At 70.0% G+C, this 22851-nt stretch carries 23 protein-coding genes; 8 read left to right on the forward strand and 15 right to left on the reverse strand.

Features of this window, described 5'->3' with window-relative positions:
* Positions 1-284: 284 nt before the first annotated feature.
* A complete protein-coding gene (locus ACXKZF_RS02860; RefSeq protein WP_488985322.1) occupies positions 285-869 on the forward strand; it encodes a hypothetical protein in 585 nt (194 codons plus the stop codon).
* 36 nt (positions 870-905) lie between these two features.
* Here the strand turns inward: ACXKZF_RS02860 and ACXKZF_RS02865 are convergent, their stop codons facing one another.
* Both ACXKZF_RS02865 and ACXKZF_RS02870 read right to left on the reverse strand, forming a co-directional pair.
* Positions 906-1844 carry an aldo/keto reductase gene (locus ACXKZF_RS02865; RefSeq protein ID WP_488985323.1) on the reverse strand — a complete coding sequence of 313 codons (939 nt, stop codon included), beginning with the start codon at positions 1842-1844 and terminating at the stop codon, positions 906-908.
* Positions 1845-1878: 34 nt separating this feature from the next.
* Positions 1879-3243: a cell division initiation protein gene (locus tag ACXKZF_RS02870; RefSeq protein WP_488985324.1), complete on the reverse strand. Its 1365-nt coding sequence runs from the start codon at positions 3241-3243 to the stop codon at positions 1879-1881.
* A 547-nt stretch (positions 3244-3790) separates the two neighbouring features.
* Between ACXKZF_RS02870 and ACXKZF_RS02875 the strand changes: the two genes are divergently transcribed.
* Both ACXKZF_RS02875 and ACXKZF_RS02880 read left to right on the forward strand, forming a co-directional pair.
* Positions 3791-4483 (forward strand): DUF998 domain-containing protein, encoded by a 693-nt coding sequence (locus tag ACXKZF_RS02875; protein WP_243222780.1) that lies wholly within the window; start codon positions 3791-3793, stop codon positions 4481-4483.
* Complete coding sequence (locus ACXKZF_RS02880) at positions 4476-4727, forward strand: hypothetical protein (protein WP_055959229.1); 252 nt, start codon at positions 4476-4478, stop codon at positions 4725-4727. Before ACXKZF_RS02875 ends, ACXKZF_RS02880 begins: the two co-directional genes overlap by 8 nt.
* On the opposite strand, the gene ACXKZF_RS02885 is transcribed toward ACXKZF_RS02880, so the two are convergent.
* Positions 4702-7176: a LuxR C-terminal-related transcriptional regulator gene (locus tag ACXKZF_RS02885; protein WP_055959227.1), complete on the reverse strand. Its 2475-nt coding sequence runs from the start codon at positions 7174-7176 to the stop codon at positions 4702-4704. The genes ACXKZF_RS02880 and ACXKZF_RS02885 overlap by 26 nt on opposite strands.
* Before the next feature lie 331 nt (positions 7177-7507).
* Between ACXKZF_RS02885 and ACXKZF_RS02890 the strand changes: the two genes are divergently transcribed.
* Complete coding sequence (locus ACXKZF_RS02890; protein ID WP_488985325.1) at positions 7508-9142, forward strand: tyrosine-protein kinase domain-containing protein; 1635 nt, start codon at positions 7508-7510, stop codon at positions 9140-9142.
* A 59-nt stretch (positions 9143-9201) separates the two neighbouring features.
* On the opposite strand, the gene ACXKZF_RS02895 is transcribed toward ACXKZF_RS02890, so the two are convergent.
* Positions 9202-10677 (reverse strand): sugar transferase, encoded by a 1476-nt coding sequence (locus ACXKZF_RS02895; RefSeq protein WP_488985326.1) that lies wholly within the window; start codon positions 10675-10677, stop codon positions 9202-9204.
* A 349-nt stretch (positions 10678-11026) separates the two neighbouring features.
* Between ACXKZF_RS02895 and ACXKZF_RS02900 the strand changes: the two genes are divergently transcribed.
* Together ACXKZF_RS02900 and ACXKZF_RS02905 are read left to right on the forward strand one after the other, a co-directional pair.
* Positions 11027-11302 carry a helix-turn-helix domain-containing protein gene (locus tag ACXKZF_RS02900; protein ID WP_055959222.1) on the forward strand — a complete coding sequence of 92 codons (276 nt, stop codon included), beginning with the start codon at positions 11027-11029 and terminating at the stop codon, positions 11300-11302.
* A gap of 34 nt (positions 11303-11336) precedes the next feature.
* The gene (locus ACXKZF_RS02905) at positions 11337-11747 is read left to right on the forward strand and encodes a DUF6907 domain-containing protein (protein WP_055959219.1); all 411 of its coding nucleotides are present in this window, start codon (positions 11337-11339) and stop codon (positions 11745-11747) included.
* 21 nt (positions 11748-11768) lie between these two features.
* Here ACXKZF_RS02905 and tatC read toward each other — a convergent pair whose 3' ends face one another.
* Both tatC and tatA read right to left on the reverse strand, forming a co-directional pair.
* Complete coding sequence (gene tatC / locus ACXKZF_RS02910; RefSeq protein WP_055959217.1) at positions 11769-12500, reverse strand: twin-arginine translocase subunit TatC; 732 nt, start codon at positions 12498-12500, stop codon at positions 11769-11771.
* Between the two features lie 62 nt (positions 12501-12562).
* Positions 12563-12790, reverse strand: coding sequence for a twin-arginine translocase TatA/TatE family subunit (gene tatA / locus ACXKZF_RS02915; protein WP_055959215.1), 228 nt, complete (start codon positions 12788-12790; stop codon positions 12563-12565).
* A 223-nt stretch (positions 12791-13013) separates the two neighbouring features.
* On the opposite strand from tatA, the gene ACXKZF_RS02920 reads away from it, so the two are divergent.
* On the forward strand, positions 13014-13676 hold the full coding sequence (locus ACXKZF_RS02920) for an arsenate reductase/protein-tyrosine-phosphatase family protein (RefSeq protein ID WP_488985327.1): 663 nt from the start codon (positions 13014-13016) through the stop codon (positions 13674-13676).
* 304 nt (positions 13677-13980) lie between these two features.
* Here the strand turns inward: ACXKZF_RS02920 and ACXKZF_RS02925 are convergent, their stop codons facing one another.
* The 6 genes from ACXKZF_RS02925 to ACXKZF_RS02950 form a co-directional block, all read right to left on the reverse strand.
* Complete coding sequence (locus ACXKZF_RS02925) at positions 13981-14415, reverse strand: VanZ family protein (protein WP_055959211.1); 435 nt, start codon at positions 14413-14415, stop codon at positions 13981-13983.
* Between the two features lie 46 nt (positions 14416-14461).
* A complete protein-coding gene (locus tag ACXKZF_RS02930) occupies positions 14462-16468 on the reverse strand; it encodes an ABC1 kinase family protein (protein WP_488985328.1) in 2007 nt (668 codons plus the stop codon).
* A 22-nt stretch (positions 16469-16490) separates the two neighbouring features.
* Complete coding sequence (locus ACXKZF_RS02935; protein WP_055959205.1) at positions 16491-16670, reverse strand: hypothetical protein; 180 nt, start codon at positions 16668-16670, stop codon at positions 16491-16493.
* Between the two features lie 103 nt (positions 16671-16773).
* Positions 16774-16998 (reverse strand): hypothetical protein, encoded by a 225-nt coding sequence (locus ACXKZF_RS02940; protein WP_488985329.1) that lies wholly within the window; start codon positions 16996-16998, stop codon positions 16774-16776.
* A 284-nt stretch (positions 16999-17282) separates the two neighbouring features.
* Positions 17283-18608, reverse strand: coding sequence for a UDP-glucose dehydrogenase family protein (locus ACXKZF_RS02945; protein ID WP_055959200.1), 1326 nt, complete (start codon positions 18606-18608; stop codon positions 17283-17285).
* 73 nt (positions 18609-18681) lie between these two features.
* Positions 18682-20130: a sugar transferase gene (locus ACXKZF_RS02950; RefSeq protein ID WP_055959197.1), complete on the reverse strand. Its 1449-nt coding sequence runs from the start codon at positions 20128-20130 to the stop codon at positions 18682-18684.
* A 362-nt stretch (positions 20131-20492) separates the two neighbouring features.
* Here ACXKZF_RS02950 and ACXKZF_RS02955 point away from each other — a divergent pair, with 362 nt between their 5' ends.
* On the forward strand, positions 20493-21590 hold the full coding sequence (locus tag ACXKZF_RS02955) for a PIG-L family deacetylase (RefSeq protein ID WP_488985330.1): 1098 nt from the start codon (positions 20493-20495) through the stop codon (positions 21588-21590).
* Between the two features lie 6 nt (positions 21591-21596).
* Here ACXKZF_RS02955 and ACXKZF_RS02960 read toward each other — a convergent pair whose 3' ends face one another.
* From ACXKZF_RS02960 to ACXKZF_RS02970, 3 genes are all read right to left on the reverse strand, one after another.
* On the reverse strand, positions 21597-21815 hold the full coding sequence (locus ACXKZF_RS02960) for a three-helix bundle dimerization domain-containing protein (protein WP_243222771.1): 219 nt from the start codon (positions 21813-21815) through the stop codon (positions 21597-21599).
* A gap of 9 nt (positions 21816-21824) precedes the next feature.
* Entirely contained in the window at positions 21825-22349 is a 525-nt protein-coding gene (locus tag ACXKZF_RS02965) for a YbhB/YbcL family Raf kinase inhibitor-like protein (RefSeq protein WP_488985331.1), read from the reverse strand.
* A 75-nt stretch (positions 22350-22424) separates the two neighbouring features.
* Positions 22425-22706: a hypothetical protein gene (locus tag ACXKZF_RS02970; RefSeq protein WP_055959180.1), complete on the reverse strand. Its 282-nt coding sequence runs from the start codon at positions 22704-22706 to the stop codon at positions 22425-22427.
* Positions 22707-22851 lie beyond the last annotated feature (145 nt).

The following is a 22851-nucleotide window of genomic DNA, read 5'->3' on the forward strand; positions in this document are numbered from 1 at the left end:
AAAACGACGGCGGCCACCGCGAGGAGAGCGACCTTCGGCGCGTTGGGCGAATCCGCCGGCAGTATCAGGGTGGGCACCGCGCAGATCACAGCGGATATCGCACTCAGGATGGCGCCCAGGGGTAGTCGCGTCAGCATCCTCATCCGGTTCTCCCTCCCGTGGCTGCGGCCAGCTTAGGGGAGTGCGCGAACCGCCTCTCATACCGTGCGGGTGCGCGCCCGTCCATGGTCGGGCGCGCAGGCTCGGGCGTCATTAGCGTTGCCCGGACCGACGAAGGGATTCCCGTGCGAATCAGAACATCTCCGCTGGCCGTTGCCGTCCTGCTCGCCGCCCTGTCGAGCGTCCCGTCGCCCGCCTCAGCGGCCGCCGCGCCCACCGTGGTAGCGGCACCGTCGTCTCTTTCCGTCGGTGAGGTGACGACGATCACCGCGTCGGGCCTCGGCGGTCTCGAATCGGCGACGTTCGGTATCGACGACGCGAGCGCCGGGGCGTTCTCGGGCGACGGCGCCGAGACCGGCACCACCACCGCCGCTGTGCCGGTCTCCGAGGGGTCCGCCGTCGTCGAGTTCACCGCCACGCGTTCCGGCGATGTCGCCATCGCGGTCGGCACCGGCGAGTCCGTTCTCGCCGAGGTCACGATCTCCGTCACGGCGGCGACGGCGGAACCCGCACCGTCCACCATCAGCCCGACGCCCGCGCCCCCTACGGCGACGTCGGCGGCGGACGATTCGGCTCAGGCCGAACCCGACTCGGAGGCCGAGGCCGGACGCTTCGCCTTCGTGCTGATCCCGCTGATCGCGGCTGCGATCATCGTCATCGGAGGCATCATCGTGATCAGCCGGGGACGCCGGAAGCGCCGCGGCGACTGAGACCGTACTCCCGCCGGTGGCGCGTCGTGCACCCGGTCAGGGGACGACGTAGCCCGCGGCCCGCACCAGCCCGTACCACTCCGCCCGCGTCAGCCGGAGGTCGGACCCCGCGGCCGCTTCGGTGACGCGGCCCGGGCTCGTCGTGCCGAGCACGACCTGCATGTCCGCCGGATGCCGGGTGATCCAGGCGACCGCGATGGCGAGAGGCGGGACGCCGTACTTCTCCGACAGTCGGTCGATGACGGCGTTCAACTCGGCGTATTCGGGGTGCCCGAGGAAGACGCCGCCGCCTCCGCGGGTTCCCTGCAGCGGCGACCACGCCTGAAGCGTGATGCCCTCGATCCGGCAGTACTCGACCAGCCCACCGCCGTCTCGCACAGACGACTGGGGGGCGCTCTCCATGTTCGCGGCGAGTCCCTGCACCACGACGGGCGCGTGAGCGATCGAAAGCTGCACCTGGTTGGCCACGAGCGGCTGACGCACGGCCGTCCGCAGCAGATCGATCTGGCGGGGCGTGTGATTCGACACACCGAATGCGCGCACCATGCCCGAGTTCTCGAGGTAATCGAAAGCGCGCGCCACCTCGTCCGGCTCGACGAGCGCGTCGGGGCGGTGCAGCAGCAGGACGTCGACGTAGTCGGTCCGCAGGGCGCGCAGTGACGCCTCCACGGAAGATACGAGGTGGTCGTAGGAGAAGTCGAAGTAGGGCCCCTCCCGCACGATGCCGGCCTTGGTCTGCAGGCGGATCTCACCGCGCTCGGCGGGGCTCAATCGCAGTGCCCCGGCGAATCGTTCCTCGGCGGAGTGCAGGGAGCGCGCGTAGATATCGGCGTGATCGAAGAAATCGATACCGGCGTCACGCGCGGCGCGGTAGAGCTCACGCACGTCGCTGTCGCTCTTGTCGTCGATGCGCATCATGCCGGCGATGACGTTGGGGACGGTCAGGCCGGAGGTACCGAGGGGAACGTTTCGCATCACCCCACGCTAATGCGCGGCATGACGCACCGGCTCACTCCTCCCGATCGGTGGCCGGCGCGTCAGCTTCTATCGCCGGGGTGTCGCTCGTGCCGGCATCCGATGCCTCTTCGTGCACCGGATCGACGGGGATGCGCGAGCCCCGAGGTGCGGCGCGTAGCAACTCGTTCATGTCGGCAAGGAAACTGCCGAGTTGCTGCTGCTGCCAGCGCAGGTCGCGCGCGCGGTCCTCGGCGTCGCGCAGCACGCTGACGCTGTACGAACTGATCGTGTCGGCGATCCGCTGCGCCTTCTCGCCGGCGTCGTCGAGGATCTCGCGGGCTCGCAGTTGCGCATCGGCTCCGACTTGCTGGGCCTGGGCGCGCGCCAGCCGTTCGAAGTCGTCGGCACGCGCGCTGATACGCCGCGCGTGTTCGAGGGCGGCGGACACTTGCTCATTGGCATCTTCGGTGATGCGCTCGGCGTGCGCCACGGCCTGATTGTGCAGGACCAGGAACTCCTGCTGCGCTTCGTCCTGGCGGCGGCTGAGCGACTCTTCGAACTCGAGCACGCGCGCGGTCATCTCGCGCACGTCGCGTTCCGCCGCGGATCGCAGCTCGCTCGTCTCGCGCGACACCATCGACCGCAGCGCCGCGGCACCCCTCTCCGATTCGGTGCGCACGGCGACGGCCTCGCGCTCGGCCTGAGCAACGCGTTCGGTCGCGTGCGCGCTCTCGCGGTCGAGGCGTGCCGCGTGTGCCGTCGCCTCCGTCTCGATCCGCAGGCGCACCTGATCCGCGTCGTGGTGCGCCTCGGCGCGCAGGCGCGTCTGCTCGGCGACGGCCTCTTCGCGGAGGGATGCGGCTTCATCGCGCGCGCTCGCGAGAAGTCGCTCGGCCTGGCCGACGGCGTTCTGGACCAGGACGGATGCCTGTTCCTCGGCCACGCGCAGGATCGCATCGAACTGCTGGCGTTCCTGCTGCGGGTCGGAGTGCTCGTCGCGGCCGGAGGCGAACCCGGCCGACAACGCCGCCACCCGCATCTCGGCTTCCGCTGCGCGTGCCGAGGCTTCGCGCGCCTGTTCGTGCAGGGCGGCGGTCTCTTCTTCGCGGAGACGCGCGGCTTCTTCGAGTTCCCGATCGTGCTCGGCCCGCTGCTGGGCGAAGACCGTCTCCGCGTGCAGCCTCGCCTCGCGTGCCTCCGCGGTGGCCCGTCGCACCCGCTCATCGAGCTCGCGGACGGCATCGTCGACGGCTTCACGGTCGTATCCGCGGAAGCCGACGGGGAACGCCGGTGCCGACCGGTCATGCGACCCGGTCGGATCGAGCAGCGCGTGCAGCGATGTGACGTCCTCGTCGGCGACGACCGGAGCGGACGCGCGGTCACGCCGCCTGCCGTCGGATTCGGCGCTCTCGGTCACGTGTCCTCCTGGGTTCGTGCGTCTGTCACGAACGGCGTCCACGCCACGCGGACGAGGCGGGTCGGTGCGGCGGTCGGTTCGTGAGGAATGCGCGGTCCCGGGCTCGGGTGCCGGAGCCGCGGGACCGCGCATCGGGGAGAGCGATCGCTTTCGCAGAGGCGGGTCTTGGGGGAGAACCACGTGACGACCGCTCGGTGTCGAGGTTGGCACACTCGCGGGTGGTCGATGCGGGGCGAGGCTCTTTTCTCACCCGGGGATTCGCCCCTGGCGGGTGCCCGCGTCGACGGTGGGACGGGTCTGCCCGGGGGAGGACGGACAGGTCTGGCAGGGGGAGAAGGTGCGGGCAGGGCGAGGGCGTCCAGCGGTGCGGCCCCCCGGCTCGCAGGCGACGCGCTCGCTCTGCCCGCTCCTCCAGCTTGGTGCCGCGCGTCGGCGCACGCGGACGCTCCGGCACGAAATCACCCGCCCCGTCAGACAGATCACCTCGCACCACCGAGGGCGCGCGGGAGGAGACGATAGGGTGGCCGAGCCCGACCAGGAGGAGCCGATGACCGACACTCTCGAACGGCCCGTCGACGCGGACCCCGGGCGCGCCAGCGTCCGCCCGGCGCGGCTGGCCCTGATCGGCGCGATCGCCGCGTTCGCCAGCGCTGCGCTCATCTGGATCTGCCGAGCGGGCGACCCCAGCGTGCACTACGTCAGCCAGCTCGGGGCGACGGGGATGCCGACGGCACCGCTGTTCAATCTCGCGTTGCTGCTGCTGGCGGTGGCAGCGGTCCTCGTCGATCGTGCCACGATCGCCCGCGGGGCCGGCTACGTGGTGGGGTGGCCGGTGGCGACGACCCTGCTGGTGTGCGGCCTCTGCTTCGGGGTGGCATCCGTGATCACCTGTTCTCCGGGCTGCCCCGTTCCGTTCACGCCCGGCGCCCTGGTGCAGGATTTCGTGCACATCTCGTTCGCGGTTCTGGGTTTCGTGCTGGCGATCGTGGCCATGGGCCAGGTTGCCGCCCTCCGCCGACGTCCGTGGATGCGGGCAGCCAGCATCATCACCCTGGTGGCGGTGGGGGCCACCTCCCTCACCGGTGCCATGATCGCCCTGTTCAAGGGCGACACCGTCCTCGGGGGCAACCTGGAGTTCACCGCCGCCACGCTCGCCATCACCTGGTTCGGGGTCTTCGGCCTGCAGGTCGCCGCCGATCACCGCACGTCGCGCCGGCCCGCCGATCGATCCCATGAGTGACGGTCGCCCCGCGAGGACCGCGCCCGTCCGTCTCCGCCGCCTGCGTCAGGTGCTGTCGTGGGTCCTTCCGTTGGCATCGTTCGTCGTCATCCTGCTCGTGCTCCGCGGGGCCGGCGTCCCACTGTCCGTCCCGGGGGTCGTCGTCGTCCTGGTCGTGCTGGCGGTCGCTCGCGTGGTCGGAGCCCGGTCGCGACGTCGCCGCCGCCGCGACCGAGCGCTCACACCTCCGGATCGGTCTCGATGAGACCCCAGGCGTGGGCCGCCCTGATCGCACTCGACCGGTCGGAGACCCCGAGCTTGCGGTAGAGACTCTGCAACTGCGTCTTGACCGTGTTGGGCGAGACCACGAGGGCCCTTGCGATGTCCGCGATGGTCGACGTCGGGGTGAGATGCACGAGGACCACTTGCTCGCGCTTCGTCAGATGAGGGACGCTGACCGATGAGGCGAAGAACGAACATCTGCGGGTGATCTCGTCCCTCGAGTTGGGCGAGAGCATCTGCAGCACGAGAGCCCTGTCTTCTGGCGCGACGGCACTCCACGGACTCCACAGGTCGTGACTCGCGCTCAGCGCCTCGGCCCGCTGCGCTGCCGTGCGGTGCGCGGCGACACCGTTCAAGCGCACGTCCGCCACGACGCTCACCACGAGACTCTCGAGTGCGGCCCTCGGGGCAGGCTCGTGGTGCAGACCCCACTTGACGCTCATCACGAAGGCTTCGTGCGCCCGTCCGGCGTACAGCTGCGACAGGGCGATGGCGGGTGCCGTCGTCGACGCGAGCGCGAACGGTCCCTCGAACAGGGAGAGGGCCTTGCGGGCCTGGCGGAGGGCGATGAGAACTTTCGCCCGCGCGGTGAGGATCTGGGTGGACTGGTAGTGGGAGGGCGGCGTGCTCCGCGCCCGCCCCATCCAGGTGCGAAGGAGCCCGAGTGCGTCCGACGCCGACCCTGACAGGAGGAAAGACAGAGCGTGGACGGCTGCCGCGAACGGCCACAGCTCGCGTGCTCCCGCCGTCGCAGGGATGTCGTCGAGCAGTGCGCGCGCACCCGTTGCGTCACCCGCTTCCAGCTGTAACCACGCGTCCGCGAGCCGGATGCCCTCCCCCCAGGGGGAGCTGCGCCAATTGTCGTCACGGTCGGGCGTCAGCACTACCTGACGCGCGCTGCGGACGTCACCCTCGAGCAGGTCGATGATCGCGATGACGCCACGAGCACGCATCCGGCGGGCCGGGGGTGCGGCCCCTTCGACGTGGTTGAGCGCCGCACGCGCGTCGCGCAGTTTGCCCATCGCGAACGAGGTCATCCCGATCTGGTACCAGGCCTCGCAGGTCACCTCGGGGCGCAGGTCGCGCGACCTGCGGACGACGTCGCTGAGCAGGGCCGCCGCCTCCGTGGAGAGCGCGAAGCGCCCGGCCGCCCGCAGGAGGCTCACGCGGAGGATGAGGGCGTCGAGATTGCCCGACGCAGCGCTCTTGGCATCCGGAAGTTGACCGAGTGCGGCGACGACGTGCCCGGGAGTGTCAAGCGATGTCGCCGTCACGGGATCGAGCGTCAGCAGCACGTCGACCACCGCCGGCGTCATGGACGCGTGTGTCCGCAGATGCGCGACCAGGCGTTCGAAGCCCTCCGGATCGCGTGCCCAGATCTCGGGGCCCGACGAGCGCAGCACGCCGGCGAGGGTGGTCCACTGCGCGGCGTCGGCCGCCAACTGCGCGGCGAGGAGGGGTTCGCCCCCGTCGACGAGGTGGGCGAGCAGGCGCAAGCGGGCGCGACCCACGTCTTCGGGCCGACGCTCGGTGATCTCGCGCAGCCACTGCTGCCGGATAGGCTCGGCGAGGGTCAGACGCGTCGAACTCGGCCACATGAAACCCGCGTCCCGCAGATGGGCGACCATCTCGCCCGTCGATCCCGACATCGGATCCACCCCCATCGCATCGGCGATCGCCACAGTCACGTGGGGGGCGACCGCCAGGAGTCGAACGTCATCGGACACGGGCATGTCCAGACGCTGCTCGAGGTCGGCGGTCAGCGCGGCGGTGGCGTACTCGGCCACCGCCATCGCCTCGTCACGCGTGCGCAGCGGCATACCCTCGAGTCGCAGGCGGGCGCTCGCGAGCTGCACGAGGGCGGGCCACCCGTGGGTGCGCTCCGCGAGCGCGTCGATCCCCACCTCCGTGGTCGCGACCCCGTTCAGTTCCAAGACCTCCGCGAGTTCGTCCCTCGTCATGAGCAGGTGCTCGGCGGGGATCACCTGCACGTCGAACTCGAGGGCGACCAGCGGGCTCTCCAATCCCGTCGCCTGCCGGGTGGCGACGACGATCTGCAGATTCGAGTCGGAGCGGAGGAGGTGCAGCAGGTGGTCGGTCGACAGCCCCGCCCCCTCGACGTGGTTGTCGATCAGCAGAATGTGCGCGCTCGGCCCCTCGGCGAAGGCCGCGAGGATCTGCGGAATGCTCTCGGGGGTGGTGAGGCTGCCGTCGATGACCTGGACACCGCGCTGGGTGTCGTCGTCGAGCGAGGCCGCGAACTGCCGGAGCAGAGACGTCTTGCCCACACCGGCCGGTCCCCGCAGCAGCACGACGTCGCTCGTGAGGGCGTCGCGCAGGAGTGCGAGGGAATGGGTGCGTGAGGCCCAGAACCGGCTGATGCGCCGGACTGCACGAACGGCGGTCGGAACGGTGTCCACGTCGATGAGCATCGATACCTCCAGGTGGTCGGGACGACCTCTTCCTCGGGCGGGCGAAGAGGTTCGTCGTCGCGGCGAGACCTCCGCCGCGTGTAGATGATCCTGAGGGTGAAGACGTGTCGGATCGGGCGAAAAACGTATCTTTCATCCCCCTCGTCATCCTCTTCTCACCCCTATGACGTCACCCCTTTCGTTCGCCGTGACACCTCTCCGACGCCGCCTTCGCCCGCGGTGCGCGGATCGCGGGCGCACCGTGACCGGTTCGCGCCTGTGTCTAAGCTTCGGGCGACCCGACGGTGCCGCCGTCGCGTCGCGAAAGGCGGACGTTGTGGACATTCAACGGATGGTGCGCGTCGTGCGCGCCTATTGGAAGGCGATCGTCGCCCTGATCGTCGTGGGCGGGTTGGCGGGGCTCGGATGGAGCTCGCTGCAGCCGCGGGTGTACACCGCGGACGCGAGCGGCTATGTGGCCGCCGTGGCGTCCGACGGTTCCACGGGCGCCGCCCTCGCCGGGGATCAGCTCGCCCTGTCGAAGGTGAAGTCGTTCATCGACATGGGCTACTGGCGCAGCGTCGCCGAGACCGCGCGCGGCGATCTCGGGCTCTCCGACAGCCCCGAGTCACTCGTGCAGCGCGTCCGGGTGTCGAACCCCATCGAGACCGTCAACGTGAGAGTGGATGCCACGGGGCCGACCCCGGAGTCCGCGCGCGACCTCGCGGAGGCGTGGATCCGCGGAATGACGGAAGAGGTCGACCAGCTCGAGACGGGTGGGGGCGGGCAGAGCGCTGTGCGGCTGGTCGCCGGTGACTCGGCGCGCCTGCCGACCGCCCCCTCGTCACCGAACGTGCGGCTCGACGTCACCCTCGGGGCGCTCGCCGGTGGCGTGGCCGGGCTCATCTTCGCCTTCGTCCGGCGAGCCTTCGACCGGCGGGTGCGCTCGGCGCACGACATCACCGACGCCGTCGACGCCTCCGTCGTCGGCGTCCTCCCCGTCGACAAGGAACTCGCCGGGGGCCGCGCGGTGTTCTCCTTCGACGACATCAAGGACGGTCGCGGGTCGTTCGCCCACAAGGAGGCGATGCGCGAGCTGCGGACCAACCTGCAGTACGTCGACGTCGACCGTCCGGCCCGCGTCCTGGTGGTCACGAGCCCGCTGCCCGGCGACGGCAAGTCGACGATCGCCGCGAACCTCGCCGTGAGCATCGCGGCGACGGGACAGTCCGTCGTCCTCATCGACGCGGACATGCGGCGCCCGGTCGTGGGTGGCATGTTCGGGTTCTCCGACGACGTGGGCCTGTCGGACGTGCTGGCAGGTCGCGCGCAGATCGAGCAGGTCGCCCATCAGGTGGACGAACACGGTCGTCTGTTCGTGGTCGCGGCGGGGCGGACGCCGCCGAACCCGAGCGAGATGGTGGGTTCGCAGCGCATGCAGTCGCTCGCCCGCAAGCTCGCTGACGACATGGTCGTCATCATCGACTCGCCGCCGACGCTCGCCGTCGCCGACGCCGCCGTCATCGCGAGCTGGGCCGATGGCGCCGTGCTCGTCGTGACCGCCGGGCGCACGACAGACGACATGCTGACCCGCGCGACCGACAACATCGCGAAGACCCGTGGGCACCTCCTGGGGGTCGTCCTGAACCGGATGCCGTTGCGCGGTGCCGATTCCGGCTACTACGGATCGCAATACGGCGCGTACTACGGGTACGGCGTGCCGAGCTCCTCGCCGAATGGTCGGTGGCGTCTGGGTCTGCGCCGACGGGGGAAGAAGGCGGAAGTGGTCGACGCCGAGCGGGAGGCGACACCGCGTCGACGGTCTGGCGGGCTGCCACCGGAGAACGTCAGCGGGTTGCGTACGCTGTCGCAGCGGAGGATGTCCGCCACGGCTGAGGGTGAAGCCACGAGTGAAATCGCGGTCGCATCCACCGCGGAACCCGACTCCGTCGACACGATGAGCCGCCGTCGCGCCCGTCGAGGTTGATCACCTGCACGGAACACGACGAAGGCGCCGGCTCGCAGGAGCCGGCGCCTTCGTCGTGTTCAGTGCGCGGTACCGCCCGGTGCCAGCACCGCTTTGAAGGTGCGGAGCAGAATGACGATGTCGCCGACGAGCGACCAGTTCTCGACGTAGAAGAGGTCGAGGCGGATGGCGTCGTCCCAGGCCAGAGCCGACCGACCGCTGACCTGCCACAGTCCGCTCATCCCCGGACGAACGATGAGGCGGCGGTGGGCGTCGTCGTCGTAGAACTTCATCTCGGCTTCACGCTGCGGACGGGGACCGACGAGGCTCATCTGACCTCCCAAGACGTTGAACAGCTGCGGCAGCTCGTCGAGCGAGAACTTGCGGAGCCATCGCCCGACCGGCGTGATGCGGGGGTCGTTCTCCACTTTGAACAGGGGGGTGCCGTCCCGCCCCTGCTCGCTGAGCAGCTGTTGCAGCCGGGAATCGGCGCCGTCCACCATGGAGCGGAACTTCAGCATGCCGAACCGACGGCCGCCCTGACCGACGCGCTCTTGGCGATAGAGGATCGGCCCGGGGCCGGATGCGCGCACGAGGACGGCCAACGCGGCGAAGATCGGCGCCAGGAGGATCACGAGCACGCCCGCCCCCGCGATGTCGAATGCGCGCTTCAGGACGCGTTGCGTCATCGAGTACTGCGGGGTCTCGATGTGCACCAGCGGGAGTCCCGCGACGGGACGGGTGTGCAGTCGGGGTCCGGCCACGTCGGTGAGGTTGACGGCGACGATGAGGTGGTGCCGGCCCGGGTCGAGGCTCCAGCCGATCCGGCGGATGTCGTGTGCATCGACCACGGCGCCGCCGGAGACGAGGACGCTGTCGGCGTCGAGGTCGTCGAGCCGCCGGCGCAGGTCGAGGGCCTGCTCCTCCGACCACGTCGATCCGAACTCGGCGCGGTCGAGGGTGTGGACACCGACGACCTGGAGCCCGGCCGACGGCTGACGGGCGAGCTCGGTGGCCACCCGCGCACTCTCTTCCGCGCTGCCGATGAGCACGACCCGCGCACTCATCGAGCCGTCCCGCCTCCTGCGAGCGAGCGCGCTGCGACACAGGAGCCTGCCGACGAGCAGCGCGACGGAGCCCAGCGGGAGCCCGATGAGGAAGTACCCGCGGGACAGCTCCGCCCCCGTCAGGTACGCGACGATGGCCACCAACCCGAACAACTGCACGGACGCACCGACGACGAGCCGGTACTCGGCGACGCCGTACCCGACCACGCGGGCTTGGCGGGTGCCCCAGAGCGACAGCGCGGACATCCACGCGATGGTGAGTACGACCGAGACGGTCGAGTACGTGAACGGCGCAGAGGCGACGGCGACGGGATGCGGGCCGAGCCACAGGACCTGGGTGCCGAGAGTGACCGCCGTCACGACGACGGCGTCCACCATGGTCACCCATCGCGCGTACCGACGCTGCCAGGGAGATGAGCGGGCGCGGGGGTGGGGGGTGACGCTTCGCGACTGCTCAGGTGAGTCGATGAGTGAGACGTATGTGCTCATGTGCGCTCCGTGGTCCATGCCCGTCGGATGTTCACGAGACCGGCGTCCGGGGTTGGACGCAGCGGTGGGCGCGGGCACTCTCTCACCGCTCCGCTCGGACCCGTCGGGTCGGAATGACCGCGGGGAGGGGGTGAAACGTCGCGCGACGACTTTTCGTCGTCAGGTGACCGGCCTGTCGGAACCCACTCGTGGACCGCGGGGGAGCGGCGTGCGAACACGATCGCCCCTGCCCTCACCCGACCGGGACGACCCCTCACCTCGGGCGGGGACGAGGCACGACAGGGCGGTGGCGCGGGCATGAAATGTTTACATGTTCATGTGAGAGTGGGTGGGCCTGCAAGCTGGACCGATGAGCGACGAGCCCGACCCCTGGAACGACTTCGCGCGCGAGCTCGGCGCCCGGATGCTGCGCGCCCGAGCCGAGAAGCGGATGTCGCAGGAGCAGGTGGCCCACGCCGCGGGCCTCGCGACATTCACCTATCGGAAACTGGAGAAGGGCGAGTCGAACCCCGGAACGGCGGCGAACCCGAGACTGCGCACGCTCGTGGCACTCGCCGACGTGTTGGGCGTGCCGCTGCGCGAGCTGATCCCGACTCCTCCGCAGGGGCTTCCCCCCGCGCACTGACCGCGATGTCGGAGGTTGGCGGTTCACTTCGTTCGTGCCCACCGATGTTCGGGTCGTCGTCGCGTACGACGGCCCCGCGAGAAAGGTGTCAGGCATGAACGAGGGACTCTCCACCGACGGCGTCGACCGCGTGCGGTGCATTCACCCGTGGTGCGTCACCGAGCACGGTGCCACGGTGCACCCCGACGACGAAGATCACCGCAGCACAGGCGTCGCCCTGACGGTGAGGGGCCGCAGGGCAGAGGCGCGTGGCCCCGGAGAAGAAACTGAGCTCGAGCTCGGCGCGCTTCGCCGCGCGGGGGAGTTCGAGACGTGGATCGTCATCGAGACGGGCATCGGCGCATCGCTGGCGCTGACGCGTGACGGCGCGCAGCTCCTGCTGCGCCGACTGCGCGACCTGATCGCGCCCGACGGGATCCTCGGTCGCGACGGCGACGAAAGCTGAGCCGGCGCCGCGCCGCGCAGCTCAGCTCGACGAACGGGAGCGGCGCGCTGCTCGCCGGTCGTGCACCCACGTCCACGCCGCCGCGCCGACATAGAGCACGCACAGCGGCAGCGCGATGATCCCCATGCTCATCAGGTCGGCCGGGGGCGTCACAGCCGCAGAGAAGACGACGATCACGACGAGCGCGACCCGCCAGCCCCGCACGACGCTGCGGGCGCTCAGAACGCCCACCGCGTTGAGGGCGATGATCGCCAACGGCGAGACGAAGGCCAGACCGACACCGACCACGAGCTTGAGAAGGAAATCGAAGTACTGGCTCGCGGTGAGCATGGTCGTCGAGCCAGACGGTGCGAACCCGGCGAGCAGTTCGACGATCTGCGGCACGACCATCCAGCCGAAACAGGCACCCCCGAGGAACAACGGCACGGCCAGGCCGACGAAAATGACGCCGGTGCGTCGTTCGCGCGACGTGAGCCCGGGCACGAGGAATGCCCAGGTCTGAGCGATCCATACCGGGGACGCGAGCACGATACCGACGGTCACGGCGATCTTGAACCGCAGATCGAATGCTTCGCCGATGCGGGTGAAGTTGAGCCCCGTCATCGACGGACCGTGCACATGGGAGAGCGGTTCTGCGGCGGCCGCGATGAGGGCGTCCGACAGCGCGAAGCCGACCATCCCGCCGATCACGATGGCGATCGCGGCGATCGACAGGCGATTCCTCAACTCAGACAGATGGGACAGGAGGGGCATCGCCCCTCCTGTCCCATCTGCGGGACGCCGCTCGCGCGGACGGCGAGTCCTCTGCGCCCGCGTCACGTCGTGGTCGACGACCCGGGCCGGGTGCGGTCCGGGTCTGCGGGCGCGGTGGGCTCTTCTTCACCCGTGGAGGCGGCGTCCTTGCTCTCGGAGCGGAGGATACGCACCGACTCGCCGACGCTCTTGGCCAGCCCGGGAAGCTTCGCAGCGCCGAAGAGGAGCAGGACGACGGCGAGGATGAGGAGGAGGTGCCAGCCGGAGAATGCGTTCCCGAAGATGCCCATGACGACCTTTCGTGTGGGGGTCAAGTTCCCATGTTCGGCCGGACGCACGGGTATCCGTCGGAGACGACCGCAACCTCGCCCGTCGGCCTCCGGCATATCACCCCGTGGAGCATGGAGCGGGCGTCGACCACCCACGGACGAGGGTCGATGGGGCATCGGTTTGACTGAGCGCTGAGGCGACCGTCGCACGGGTGGGGTCGCGCTGTCGGGAGAGGGAACCCTGGTGGGGAATCGCATCGTCGTCGTCTGTACGGCCAACATGATCCGTTCGCCCTTCGTCGCCGGGCTCATCTCGTCACGGCTGGCGGCGATGACGGACGACCATCTGAGCGTCGAGAGCGCCGGTACGGCGGCCCGGCCGGGCGACGAGGCGGCGCCTGAGATCGTCGACCTCGGGCGCACCTACGGGCTCGACCTCTCCCCTCATCGCACGCGTCGACTCGACGATGGCGTCCTCGCGACCGGCGACACGGTGTTGTGCGCGGAACGCGCCCACCGCAGGGTGGTGCTCGATCTGCGCCCAGACCTCCTCCCGAGCGTGTTCACTGTTCGGGAGTTCGCGCGTCTCGTCGATGACGGGGCCGTGCAAGATGCCGCGTCCGATTGGGCCGGACTCGTCCGGGCGGCGTCGCGGGCGCGTCTGGCCGGGCGGTCGGCTGCGGACGAGGTCGACGACGTCATCGATCCCGTCGGCCGGCCGCAGCACGTGTGGACGGAGTTCGAGCGCCAGGCAACCCGGGCCGTGTCGACGATCCTGGGGGCGATGAAGGGATTGCCCGCGCTCGCATCTCCGATCGAGGCACCGCAGAGCGTTGCCGGGACACGCCGCGAGTACCGGATCAGCCATGGTGTGCCGTCGACTCGCCGCGCGGCGCGGAGGGCGTGAGATGTTCGGCATCGAACTCGACAAGCTCATCTTCGTCGGCGTCCTGATAGGGCTGATCATGGGACCCGCGCGCCTCGTCGAATGGCGCCGGAAGCTACCGCAGATGGTCGGACGCATGCACGCGCTCTACCAGCAGGGCAGAGCCCAGGTCACTCGCGACCTCGACGACATGGCCCCCGATTGGCGCGAGTACGACCCGCGGCAGCTGCATCCCCGACGCATCCTGCGCGAGCTCGGAGCCGACGTGCGGAAGGCGACCGAGAGTGATGGTGAGCAGGTGGGGTCAGACTTGCCGGCGGGTGAGTCACCGGTTGAGCCGCTGGCGCACGCTCGCGACGAGCAGAGCCGCCGTGAGGCTGCCCGCGGCGTTGGCGACGACGTCGAAGATGCTGCTGACGCGGGCCGGCAGGAGGAGTCCCTGGGCGATCTCCACGAGCATCGGAACGACCCAGGCGATGACCAGCACCGCCCAGGCGTGTCGCGGGACGAGGGGCGCGAGGAGGCTGCCGAACGGCAGGAAGAGCAGCACGTTCAGGCCGAAATCCACCTCCCGCCCATTGGCGGACGGGAACAGACGGAACGCGAGGCGGAAGGCCAGGTCCGCATGACGGTCGAGATGGTCGGGCCACAGAAGGATGACCGCGAGGACGACGAGGTAGATCGCCGCGGCGACGATCCCGAGCCGAGCGACCGTCGTGACGGTTCGACGGTCTTCGGAGGGGGAGGCGACGGAAGGCACGACACACCGTAAGCGGCGCCCGCGCCGTCACCCCACCGCGCGCGGTTCAGTCGCGACGGGTGAAACCGCGGCGCACGATTCTGAGCAACCCGAGGAAGCCGAAGAGCCCGACGACGGCGCCCAGAACGGCGAAGAGGGTGATCGACCCGCCCAGGACGGGACCCCCGCCCGCGATGACGAGGACGACGGCGATGACCACCGCCGCGATGGAGACGAGTGTCGACGCGATCTCGCCTGTCGCGCGCGCCAGGATGCCGCTGATGTCGGAGCCGTCCTGTCCGCGCAGGGTGATGCCGATGGAGCCCTTCTCCGCTCCGGTCAGGAGGGCGTCGAGGCGACGGGGGACCTGCTCGAGACGCGCGAGGGCGATCACGGATTGCGCCTGGAGGTCCGTTGCCATCCGCGAGAGCGACAGGGTGCGCCGCAGCAACGTGGGCATCAGCGGCAGGGCACGACCGGCCATGTCGAAGTCGTCGACGAGTACCCGCAGGCATCCCTCGAGGGTGGCGAAGCTGCGGAAGGCCGACGCCAGCTCGCCCGGAAGGGCGATGCGGTGCTGCCGGATCACGTCGACCATCCGCGTGAAGATCGATCCATGTCCGGTCGTGCGCAAGTGCTCGGTCGTGAGGACGACGCCCACGTCGTGGCGGAAGGCATCGAAGTCGAGATCGTCGGGGACGTCGACGATGAGCAGCAGCGCATCGGCGGCGGCGACGTCGTTCTCGCTGAGCGCCGCCAGCAGCAGGGCGGTCAATTGCTGGCGCCGACTGCGTTCGATGATCCCGACGGCGCCGAAGTCGATCATCCCAAGGGTCCCGTCGGCGCGCAGGAGCACGTTACCCGGGTGCAGATCGGCGTGGAAGACGCCATAGACGAGAATTTGTTCGATCACCGTCGACATCAGTACCTGCGCGAGACGGTCGCGTTGCGTGGCGTCCATCGCCGACAGTCGGTCGGCGGAGTCGCTCAGCGCCGCGCCGTCGACGAGCTCCATCGTCAGCACCCGCTGATGCGACGCGGCCGGGAAGACACGGGGCGCGGTGACCACGCCGCGACGGCCGGGTTCTGCGCGGTCGATCTCGTCGAGGGTCGCTCCGATCATCGATGTGTTGCGCGCTTCGATGCGGTAGTCGAGCTCCTCGAGCAGGGTGGCGGTGAAGCCGCGCGCGACGGCCTCCAGACGCAGGTCGCGTCCGACACGGGTGCGCGCCTCGGCGCGGTGCGCCAGGCGGCCGATGATGTCGGCATCCGCTTCGACCTGGGAGCGCGCCGCGGGGCGTTGCACTTTCACGACCACGCGAGTGCCGTCCAGAAGACGCGCTCGGTGAACCTGGGCGACGGAGGCCGCGGCGAGGGGAGTGGGGTCCACATCGGCGAAGACCTCGTCGATCGACGCTCCGAGGTCCGCCTCGATGACCTGGCGCACCGTGGACCACGGCAGCGTCGTGGCGTTCGTCTGCAGGGTCGCCAACGCGCTGAGGTACGGCTCGGGCACGAGGTCGCGGCGGGTGGAGAGTACCTGGCCCAGTTTGACGAAGCTGACCCCCGCGTCGTTGATCGTCGCCACGATGGCGTTCGCGCGCTCCTCGGACGTGCTCAGCTGCTCTTCGACCCGGGAGCGGCCACCGTGGAAGAGCCAGCCCACGCCGTGTCGCGAGGCGATGGTGAGGATCTCGAGGTAGCGACGCGTGCGCTTGCGCTGACGCAGCGCCGCACGGACGAGATCGATGGGGTTGGGCAGCGCACGCGTGGGGAAGATCGCCTCGCTCGCGACGAGCGCCGCGACGCCGAGGGCGAAGACCCAGGCGAGTGAGAGGGCGACGAGCCCCACCCACAGCCAGACGTCTTGGGCGGGAATCGTGTCTCCCGCCGCAGTCAGGCCCGTCTGTCTCAGGGTCCACGCCGCCGAGGGCACCCCCAGCACGAACACGAGAAGGCCGACCACGATACTCCGCGGCCACCCCACCGCCGTGCCGATGATGCGGCGCGCGACGAAGCCGACGAGCACGGCCGAGACGACGGCGGAGATCGAGATGAGGATGCTGGCGACCACGGGGTCAGCGTAGCCGCCGCGGTCAGCCGATCAGGGCGAGTGCGCAGTCGGGACACCGCCACGTGAGGGCGCGGCCCGCCTGCCAGGGCTCGCAGGTGCGCAGGCATCGAGGGCAGTGCGGGGCGAAGCCGGCGGCATCGTCGACGAGGTCGTCGACGCCGCCGGCTCCGCGGACGGGAAAGGGAAGCGGGGTGATGTCCATGGGTCTCCTCGGTGTGACATGCACATCTTGACATGCGCATGCGTAAGCCCTCGGATGTTGTCCACAGAGGCGCGCAGCGCGCGCACGCCCTCGCAGACCCGCCTCAGTGGCGCAGGCCGCGGAACGTCTTCTTCGCGCGCTTCTCCGCCGCCGCCGCGGCCTTCTTCGCAGCCTTGTGGCGGCGCTTGCGCGCACGAGGGTCGTTCCACAGGCGGACCACCTGATGTCCCACCGACTCCCGGTTCTTCACCTGGACCCTCGAGGTGCGGGTGCCCACCACATAAGCGATCAGCGCGACGGCGCCGACCAGGATGATCTTGTTGCGCATGGCATCCTCCGTTCGGACGAGGCGGTCCCGCTCGCCGTCTCCACCCCGATCGGGGTGGCGGAGGGGGCTCGTCACCTAGGAGACGTGTCGAGACCGCGATTCGTCACGCCGCTCGGCGTCATCCTTTCGCCGAGCGGGGGAGCGGTCGCCCGGCCTCGAGATGCGGCCACTCCACACGGGTCGGCCGGCCACGGAGTGCGGCCACGGGCTGTCGATGCAGCCCGCTCGCCACAGGCGAAACGCCCCGACCGAACGGTCGGGGCGTTTCATCCACGGCGCATCGGTCAGGGGCGACCCATGCCGAAGTAGGTCCAGCCCGCTGCCCGCCATGCGGCCGGGTCGAGGCAGTTGCGGCCGTCCACCACGACGAGCCCGCGAGCGAGCGACGCGGCGTGCTCGGGCGAGAGTTCGCGACGGTATTCGTCCCACTCCGTGACGACGATGACGGCGTCGGCATCGCGCAGGGTCGCGTCGAGGTCTTCCTCGTACGTCAGCTGCGGGTGGATGCGACGCGCGTTCTCGATCGCGGCGGGGTCGGTCAGCGTGACGCGGGCGCCCAGACCGTGCAGACGCACGGCGACGTCGAGCGCGGGAGAGTCGCGGATGTCGTCGCTGTGGGGCTTGAAGGCCGCGCCGAGCACGGCGATCTTCTTCTCGAACACGCTGCCGCCGAGCGCGTCGGTGGTGAGCTCGACGGCACGATCGCGCCGGCGTAGGTTGATGGCGTCGACCTCGCGCAGGAAGGCGACGGACTCGCCGCGGCCGAGCTCCTCGGCGCGGGCCGAGAACGCGCGGATGTCCTTGGGCAGGCACCCGCCGCCGAAGCCGATTCCCGCGCCCAGGAAGCGTCGTCCGATGCGGGCGTCGTGGCCGATGGCATCGGCCAGCGTCGTCACGTCGGCGCCGGTGACCTCGGCGATCTCGGCGATGGCGTTGATGAAGCTGATCTTGGTCGCCAGGAACGCGTTCGCCGAGACTTTCACCAGCTCGGCCGTGGCGTAGTCGGTGACGATGAAGGGCGTGCCCTTGGCGATGGAGGGGTGGTAGACCTCGCGCAGCACCTGCGCCGTCCGCTCGCCCTCGGCGGTCGGAGCGCCGTCCTCGGTGGGCACGCCCGCCACGAGGCGGTCGGGGTCGATGGTGTCCTGCACGGCCCAGCCCTCGCGAAGGAATTCGGGGTTCCACACCAGGGTGGCGCCGCGCTCGGCCACGCGGGGAGCGAGGCGAGCGGCTGTGCCGACGGGGACCGTGGACTTGCCGGCGACGATGTCGCCCTCGCTGAGGTAGGGCAGCAGGCCGTCGATGGCGGCATCCACATAGGTGAGGTCGGCGGCGTGCCCGCCGGCCTGCTGCGGGGTGCCGACGCCTACGAAGTGGACTTTCGCGCCCTGCGCGGCAGCCATGTCGGTGGTGAAGGACAGGCGACCCGACGCGATGCCTTCGGTGAGGATCTCCTGCAGGCCGGGCTCGAAGAAGGGGGCTTGGCCCTTGGACAGGACGGCGATCTTTCGCTCATCGACGTCGATGCCGACGACCTCGTGACCGATGGATGCCATGGCCGCGGCGTGCACGGCCCCCAGGTAGCCGCAACCAACTACAGACAGACGCACGATGGAAGCCTTTCGGAGGGGTGTCGCCCCGCACCGGCGATGCCGGCGCGGGGGAGGGGAAGGGACGGAAGTATCACGCAGCGGTCTCGCCCGGCGCCAGAGCGGCGCGGGCGGTCCTACCCAGGATGACGAAGTCGCCGAGCAGGGTCCAATTCTCGACGTAGGACAGGTCGAGTCGGACCGATTCCTCCCAGGACAGCGACGAGCGTCCGCTGACCTGCCACAGACCGGTGATGCCGGGCTTGGCCAGGAAGCGCCGGTGCACGTGATCGGCGTAGACGGCGACCTCAGAGGGAAGCGGAGGACGCGGGCCGACCAATGACATCGAGCCCCCGATCACGTTGAACAGCTGAGGGAGCTCATCGAGGCTGTACTTGCGCATGACGCGACCGATCGGCGTCACTCGCGGGTCGTTCTTCATCTTGAAGAGGACCTCGTTGCCCGAGTCGCGCTGCTGCTCGGCGAGCTGGGCGAGCAGTTCCTCGGCGTTGACGACCATCGATCGGAACTTGATCATCGTGAACTCGCGACCCCGGAAGCCCACACGCGTCTGCCGGAAGAAGATCGGACCGTCGCTGGAAAGACGGACCGAGAGCATGAGGAAGGCCAGGATCGGGCTCAACAGGGCCACCCCCACCAGCGCGGCGGTGAGGTCGACCGTGCGCTTGAGGAAGCTCTGGCCGCGGGAGAACTTCGGGGTCTCCACGTGGATGAGGGGGAGACCGGCGACGGGACGCGTGTGCAGGCGGGGCCCAGCGATGTCGACGATGCTCGGGGCGAGAACGAGGTGCTGGCGCCCGGCTTCGAGGCTCCACGAGATCTGCTTGACCTTGTCGGCGGGCAGCTCGTCGGCGCTCGTGACGGCGACCGTGTCGGCCCCGGTGACCTCGAGGGCGCGGGAGACGTCTCCCACGTGACCCATGACCGGGATCTCCGTGCCGGGGATGACGTCGGCGATCTTGCCGTTCGGTACGCAGGCGCCGACCACGCGATAACCCGCGCTGGGAGTGCGGGCGAACTCGCGTGCCAAATGTGTGACCGAGGGCAGTGACCCGACGAGCAAGACGTTCGCCGAATAGCGCCCCTTGGAGCGCTGCACGATCAGCCACTTACGCCACACCCATCGGGTGAACAGAAGGACGGCGATGCCCAGCGGCAGGCTGATGAGGAGGTACCCGCGGGCGATGTCGATCTGCGTGAGGAAGGCGATGATGGCGACGGTGCCGAAGAGGCGGAAGCTCGCATCGGCGATCCGGACGTACTCGGCGGAGCCGGTGCCGATCACGCGGTCGCTCCGCGACTCGACGAAGGCCAGGGCCCACATCCAGGTCACGACGAGGATGGCGGAGAACGCCCAGTACGACAGGTCGGTGATCCGCCCGTCGTTTCGTGCGGCCAGTTGCGCATTGCCGAGACCGAACCAGAGCAGCTGAGTGCCGTAGACGACCCAGGCGAGCGACAGGAGGTCGGTGATGACCAGGGCGCGGCGGTAGGTGCGGCGCCACGGATCGCGGCGGTACATCGGGGCGGGACGATCCGCCGTGAGCGGCGCTGTCGTCGTCTCGGCGACCGGCGGGTGCGACCCCGCTGCCGATGCGCTTCCCCGAAGGTCCACTGTCACGGCCTGTACCTCCCCCCGATCGACCTGCGTCGATCCCACCTCGCGAACACTAACAGGCCGAAGTCACCCGCAGATTCACCCTTCGGATGTCTTCATACGCCCGAAACGTGAACGGGAAGCACGTGGTGCGCGGTCGGGAGCGACGCATTCGCTCCCCCCTGCGGACTTCCCCTACACTCGGGCGCGCGTCGGCTCGGCTCGACCGGCGCGGAGTCCCCTCCTGCGGGGAGTAGCAGCGTCCGCCGTCCGTGAAAGGGGCATCCATGTCGCGCGCCTCCGTCCGGACGAGACGCGCCCGCCGTCGACGCCGGTCAGCCGCCCTCATCGCGGCCGTCGTCCTCGCCGTGGTCGTCATCGCGGCGGTCGCCGGCATCTTCTCCTTCGCCGTCCTGCGGCCGGACCCGTCATCGGTGTCGGCACCGGCGACGCCCTCGCCGTCCTCTTCGGTCGCGCCCACCCCGACGGCATCCCCGACGCCCTCTCCAGTAACGAGCGCGGTGACCGCACCGGCACCTGAGCCGCCCGTCTTGCCGGCGGCTCAGGGATGCGACGGCGCGACCACGGTGATGAGTGTCTGGGCACACCCCGACGACGACATCATCTTCGCGAACCCGACCATCTCCGACGCGATCGACGCCGGCGACTGCGTCCGGACGGTGTTCGTGACCGCCGGTGACGCGGGAAAGGGGATGCGTTACGTCGAAGCCCGCGAACTCGGCATCCTCCGCGCCTACAACGACATGCGGGGGACGCAGGGACTCTGGGACACCACAGATCTCACACTGACCAGTGGCGCCCACGTGCGACGACTGACCCCGACGGGCGACCCGCGCGTCTCGGTGATCTTCCTCCGTCTGCCCGACGGCAACATCACGGGCGCGGGGTTCGCGGACACGGGCTTCGCAACGCTCGGCCACCTGTTCGACGGTGGCATCCCCGCCCTCTCGCCGGTCTCGGGCGGCGCACACGTTTCGCGGGATCAGCTGCTGGCCACCGTGCGCGAACTCTCGACGGGGTTCGCACCCGGACGCGTTCTCACCCACATCCCGCGGGGGAGCGCCTTCGCCCCTGGGGACCACCCCGACCATTCGGTCGTCGGCAGCGCCGTGCGCGAGGCCCTGGCTTCAGACCCGGCGGTGAGCCCTGGCATCCGCTACTTCGTGGGCTACCCATCGGCCGATCTGCCGCGCAACCTCGACGGGGCGGTGTTGGACGCCAAAGTCGACACTTACCGGATCTACACGCAGCAGGACGAGGTGATCCGTTGCGCCGATCGCGCCGCGTGCCTCGGGACACGCAAATTCGGTGAGTGGTTGCGACGCTGGTACCCCAAGACCGAGGCGGAGCTGCAACTACGCTGAGCGCCGTCAGCCCTGATCGAGTGTCTCCTCGACGGCTGCGCGCGCGTCGCGCTCGGCGATGATCTCGACGAAGTCCTTCACGGGCGCGTCCGCGTAACGGTCCACGGCGACGACGGCCTCGCCGTGGACCACGTCGGGTGATGCCCCCGGGAACCTCGCGGCTACGCGCTCCTCGACGCCGGCGACGGTCTGCTCCTTGTCGAAGCCGTCCGTGCGTTGTGTCATGACTGCTCCTCAGTGCCGATAGGTGCCGTGCACGATGGCTCGGCCCAGGGTGGTGAAAGCGAGGGCGAACGACGCCGCTGCGGGGGTGGCATCCGCGTCGATGCCCAGGGTGTCCTCGCCGACCGCGTGCACGACGAAGAAGTAGCGGTGGGGCTGGTCGCCCTGGGGAGGAGCTGCGCCGAGGAAGCCGGCCCGGCCGCCGTCGTTGCGCACGTGGAAGGCGCCCTCGGGAAGCGGTGCCGAGGCGGCACCGGTGGGCAGCTCTCGGGTGTTGGCGGGAAGGTCGACCAGCACCCAGTGCCAGAAGCCGCTCGGCGTCGGGGCATCGGGGTCGAAGCACGTCACCGTGAAGGACTTCGTGCCGTCGGGGACGTTCGACCAGCGCAGGTGCGGCGAGGTGTCGCCCTTGTCGGCGACCTGCGCGTCGTCGAGCGGACGACCGTCGACGAGGTCGTCGCTCGTCACGTCGAACGCGGCCACGGCGGGCAGGAGGGGGTACGGATCGGGAGTCTGCGGGCGGGTGAGATCGACCATGCATCGCACATTAGGACGGTCCGAGGGACCTCGGCAGGGCTTGCTCCGCCCGTCACCGCCGGGTAGGACGGGCGCTCAGTCGACGAGCGCGAGGAGCGAGCGCGCGGCGTCGTGCGACCCGGTGGGCGTCGGGAGCCCGTAATCGCGTTCGACGACCTCGCGGAGGTCGGCCGCCAGATGGTCGACCGAGGGGTGGACGTCGAGGGCATCGAGGACGGGGAGGATCAGGTCGTCGTACTCGTCGTCGGGCCAACCAGGACCGATGTGGTGGACGCCGATGGGGTCCCACTCGTTGAGCACCGCGCGAACGCGGAGCGCTACGGGCGTCAGTGACCGCGGCGGTGAGGAGGTCTGCATACGGCGAGTGTCACGACTGACCTTAGGTGCCCGCTGAGGATCACCGATGCGTGGGGTGCGGGCACCCGCGTCGGCCCCCGCACCCGTCGCATGATCGGTTCACCCCGACCCCTGCGGCGCGCGGCGTCGCGTCCGGAGAGGCGCG

The sequence above is a fragment of the Microbacterium sp. ABR10 genome, assembly GCF_057812175.1.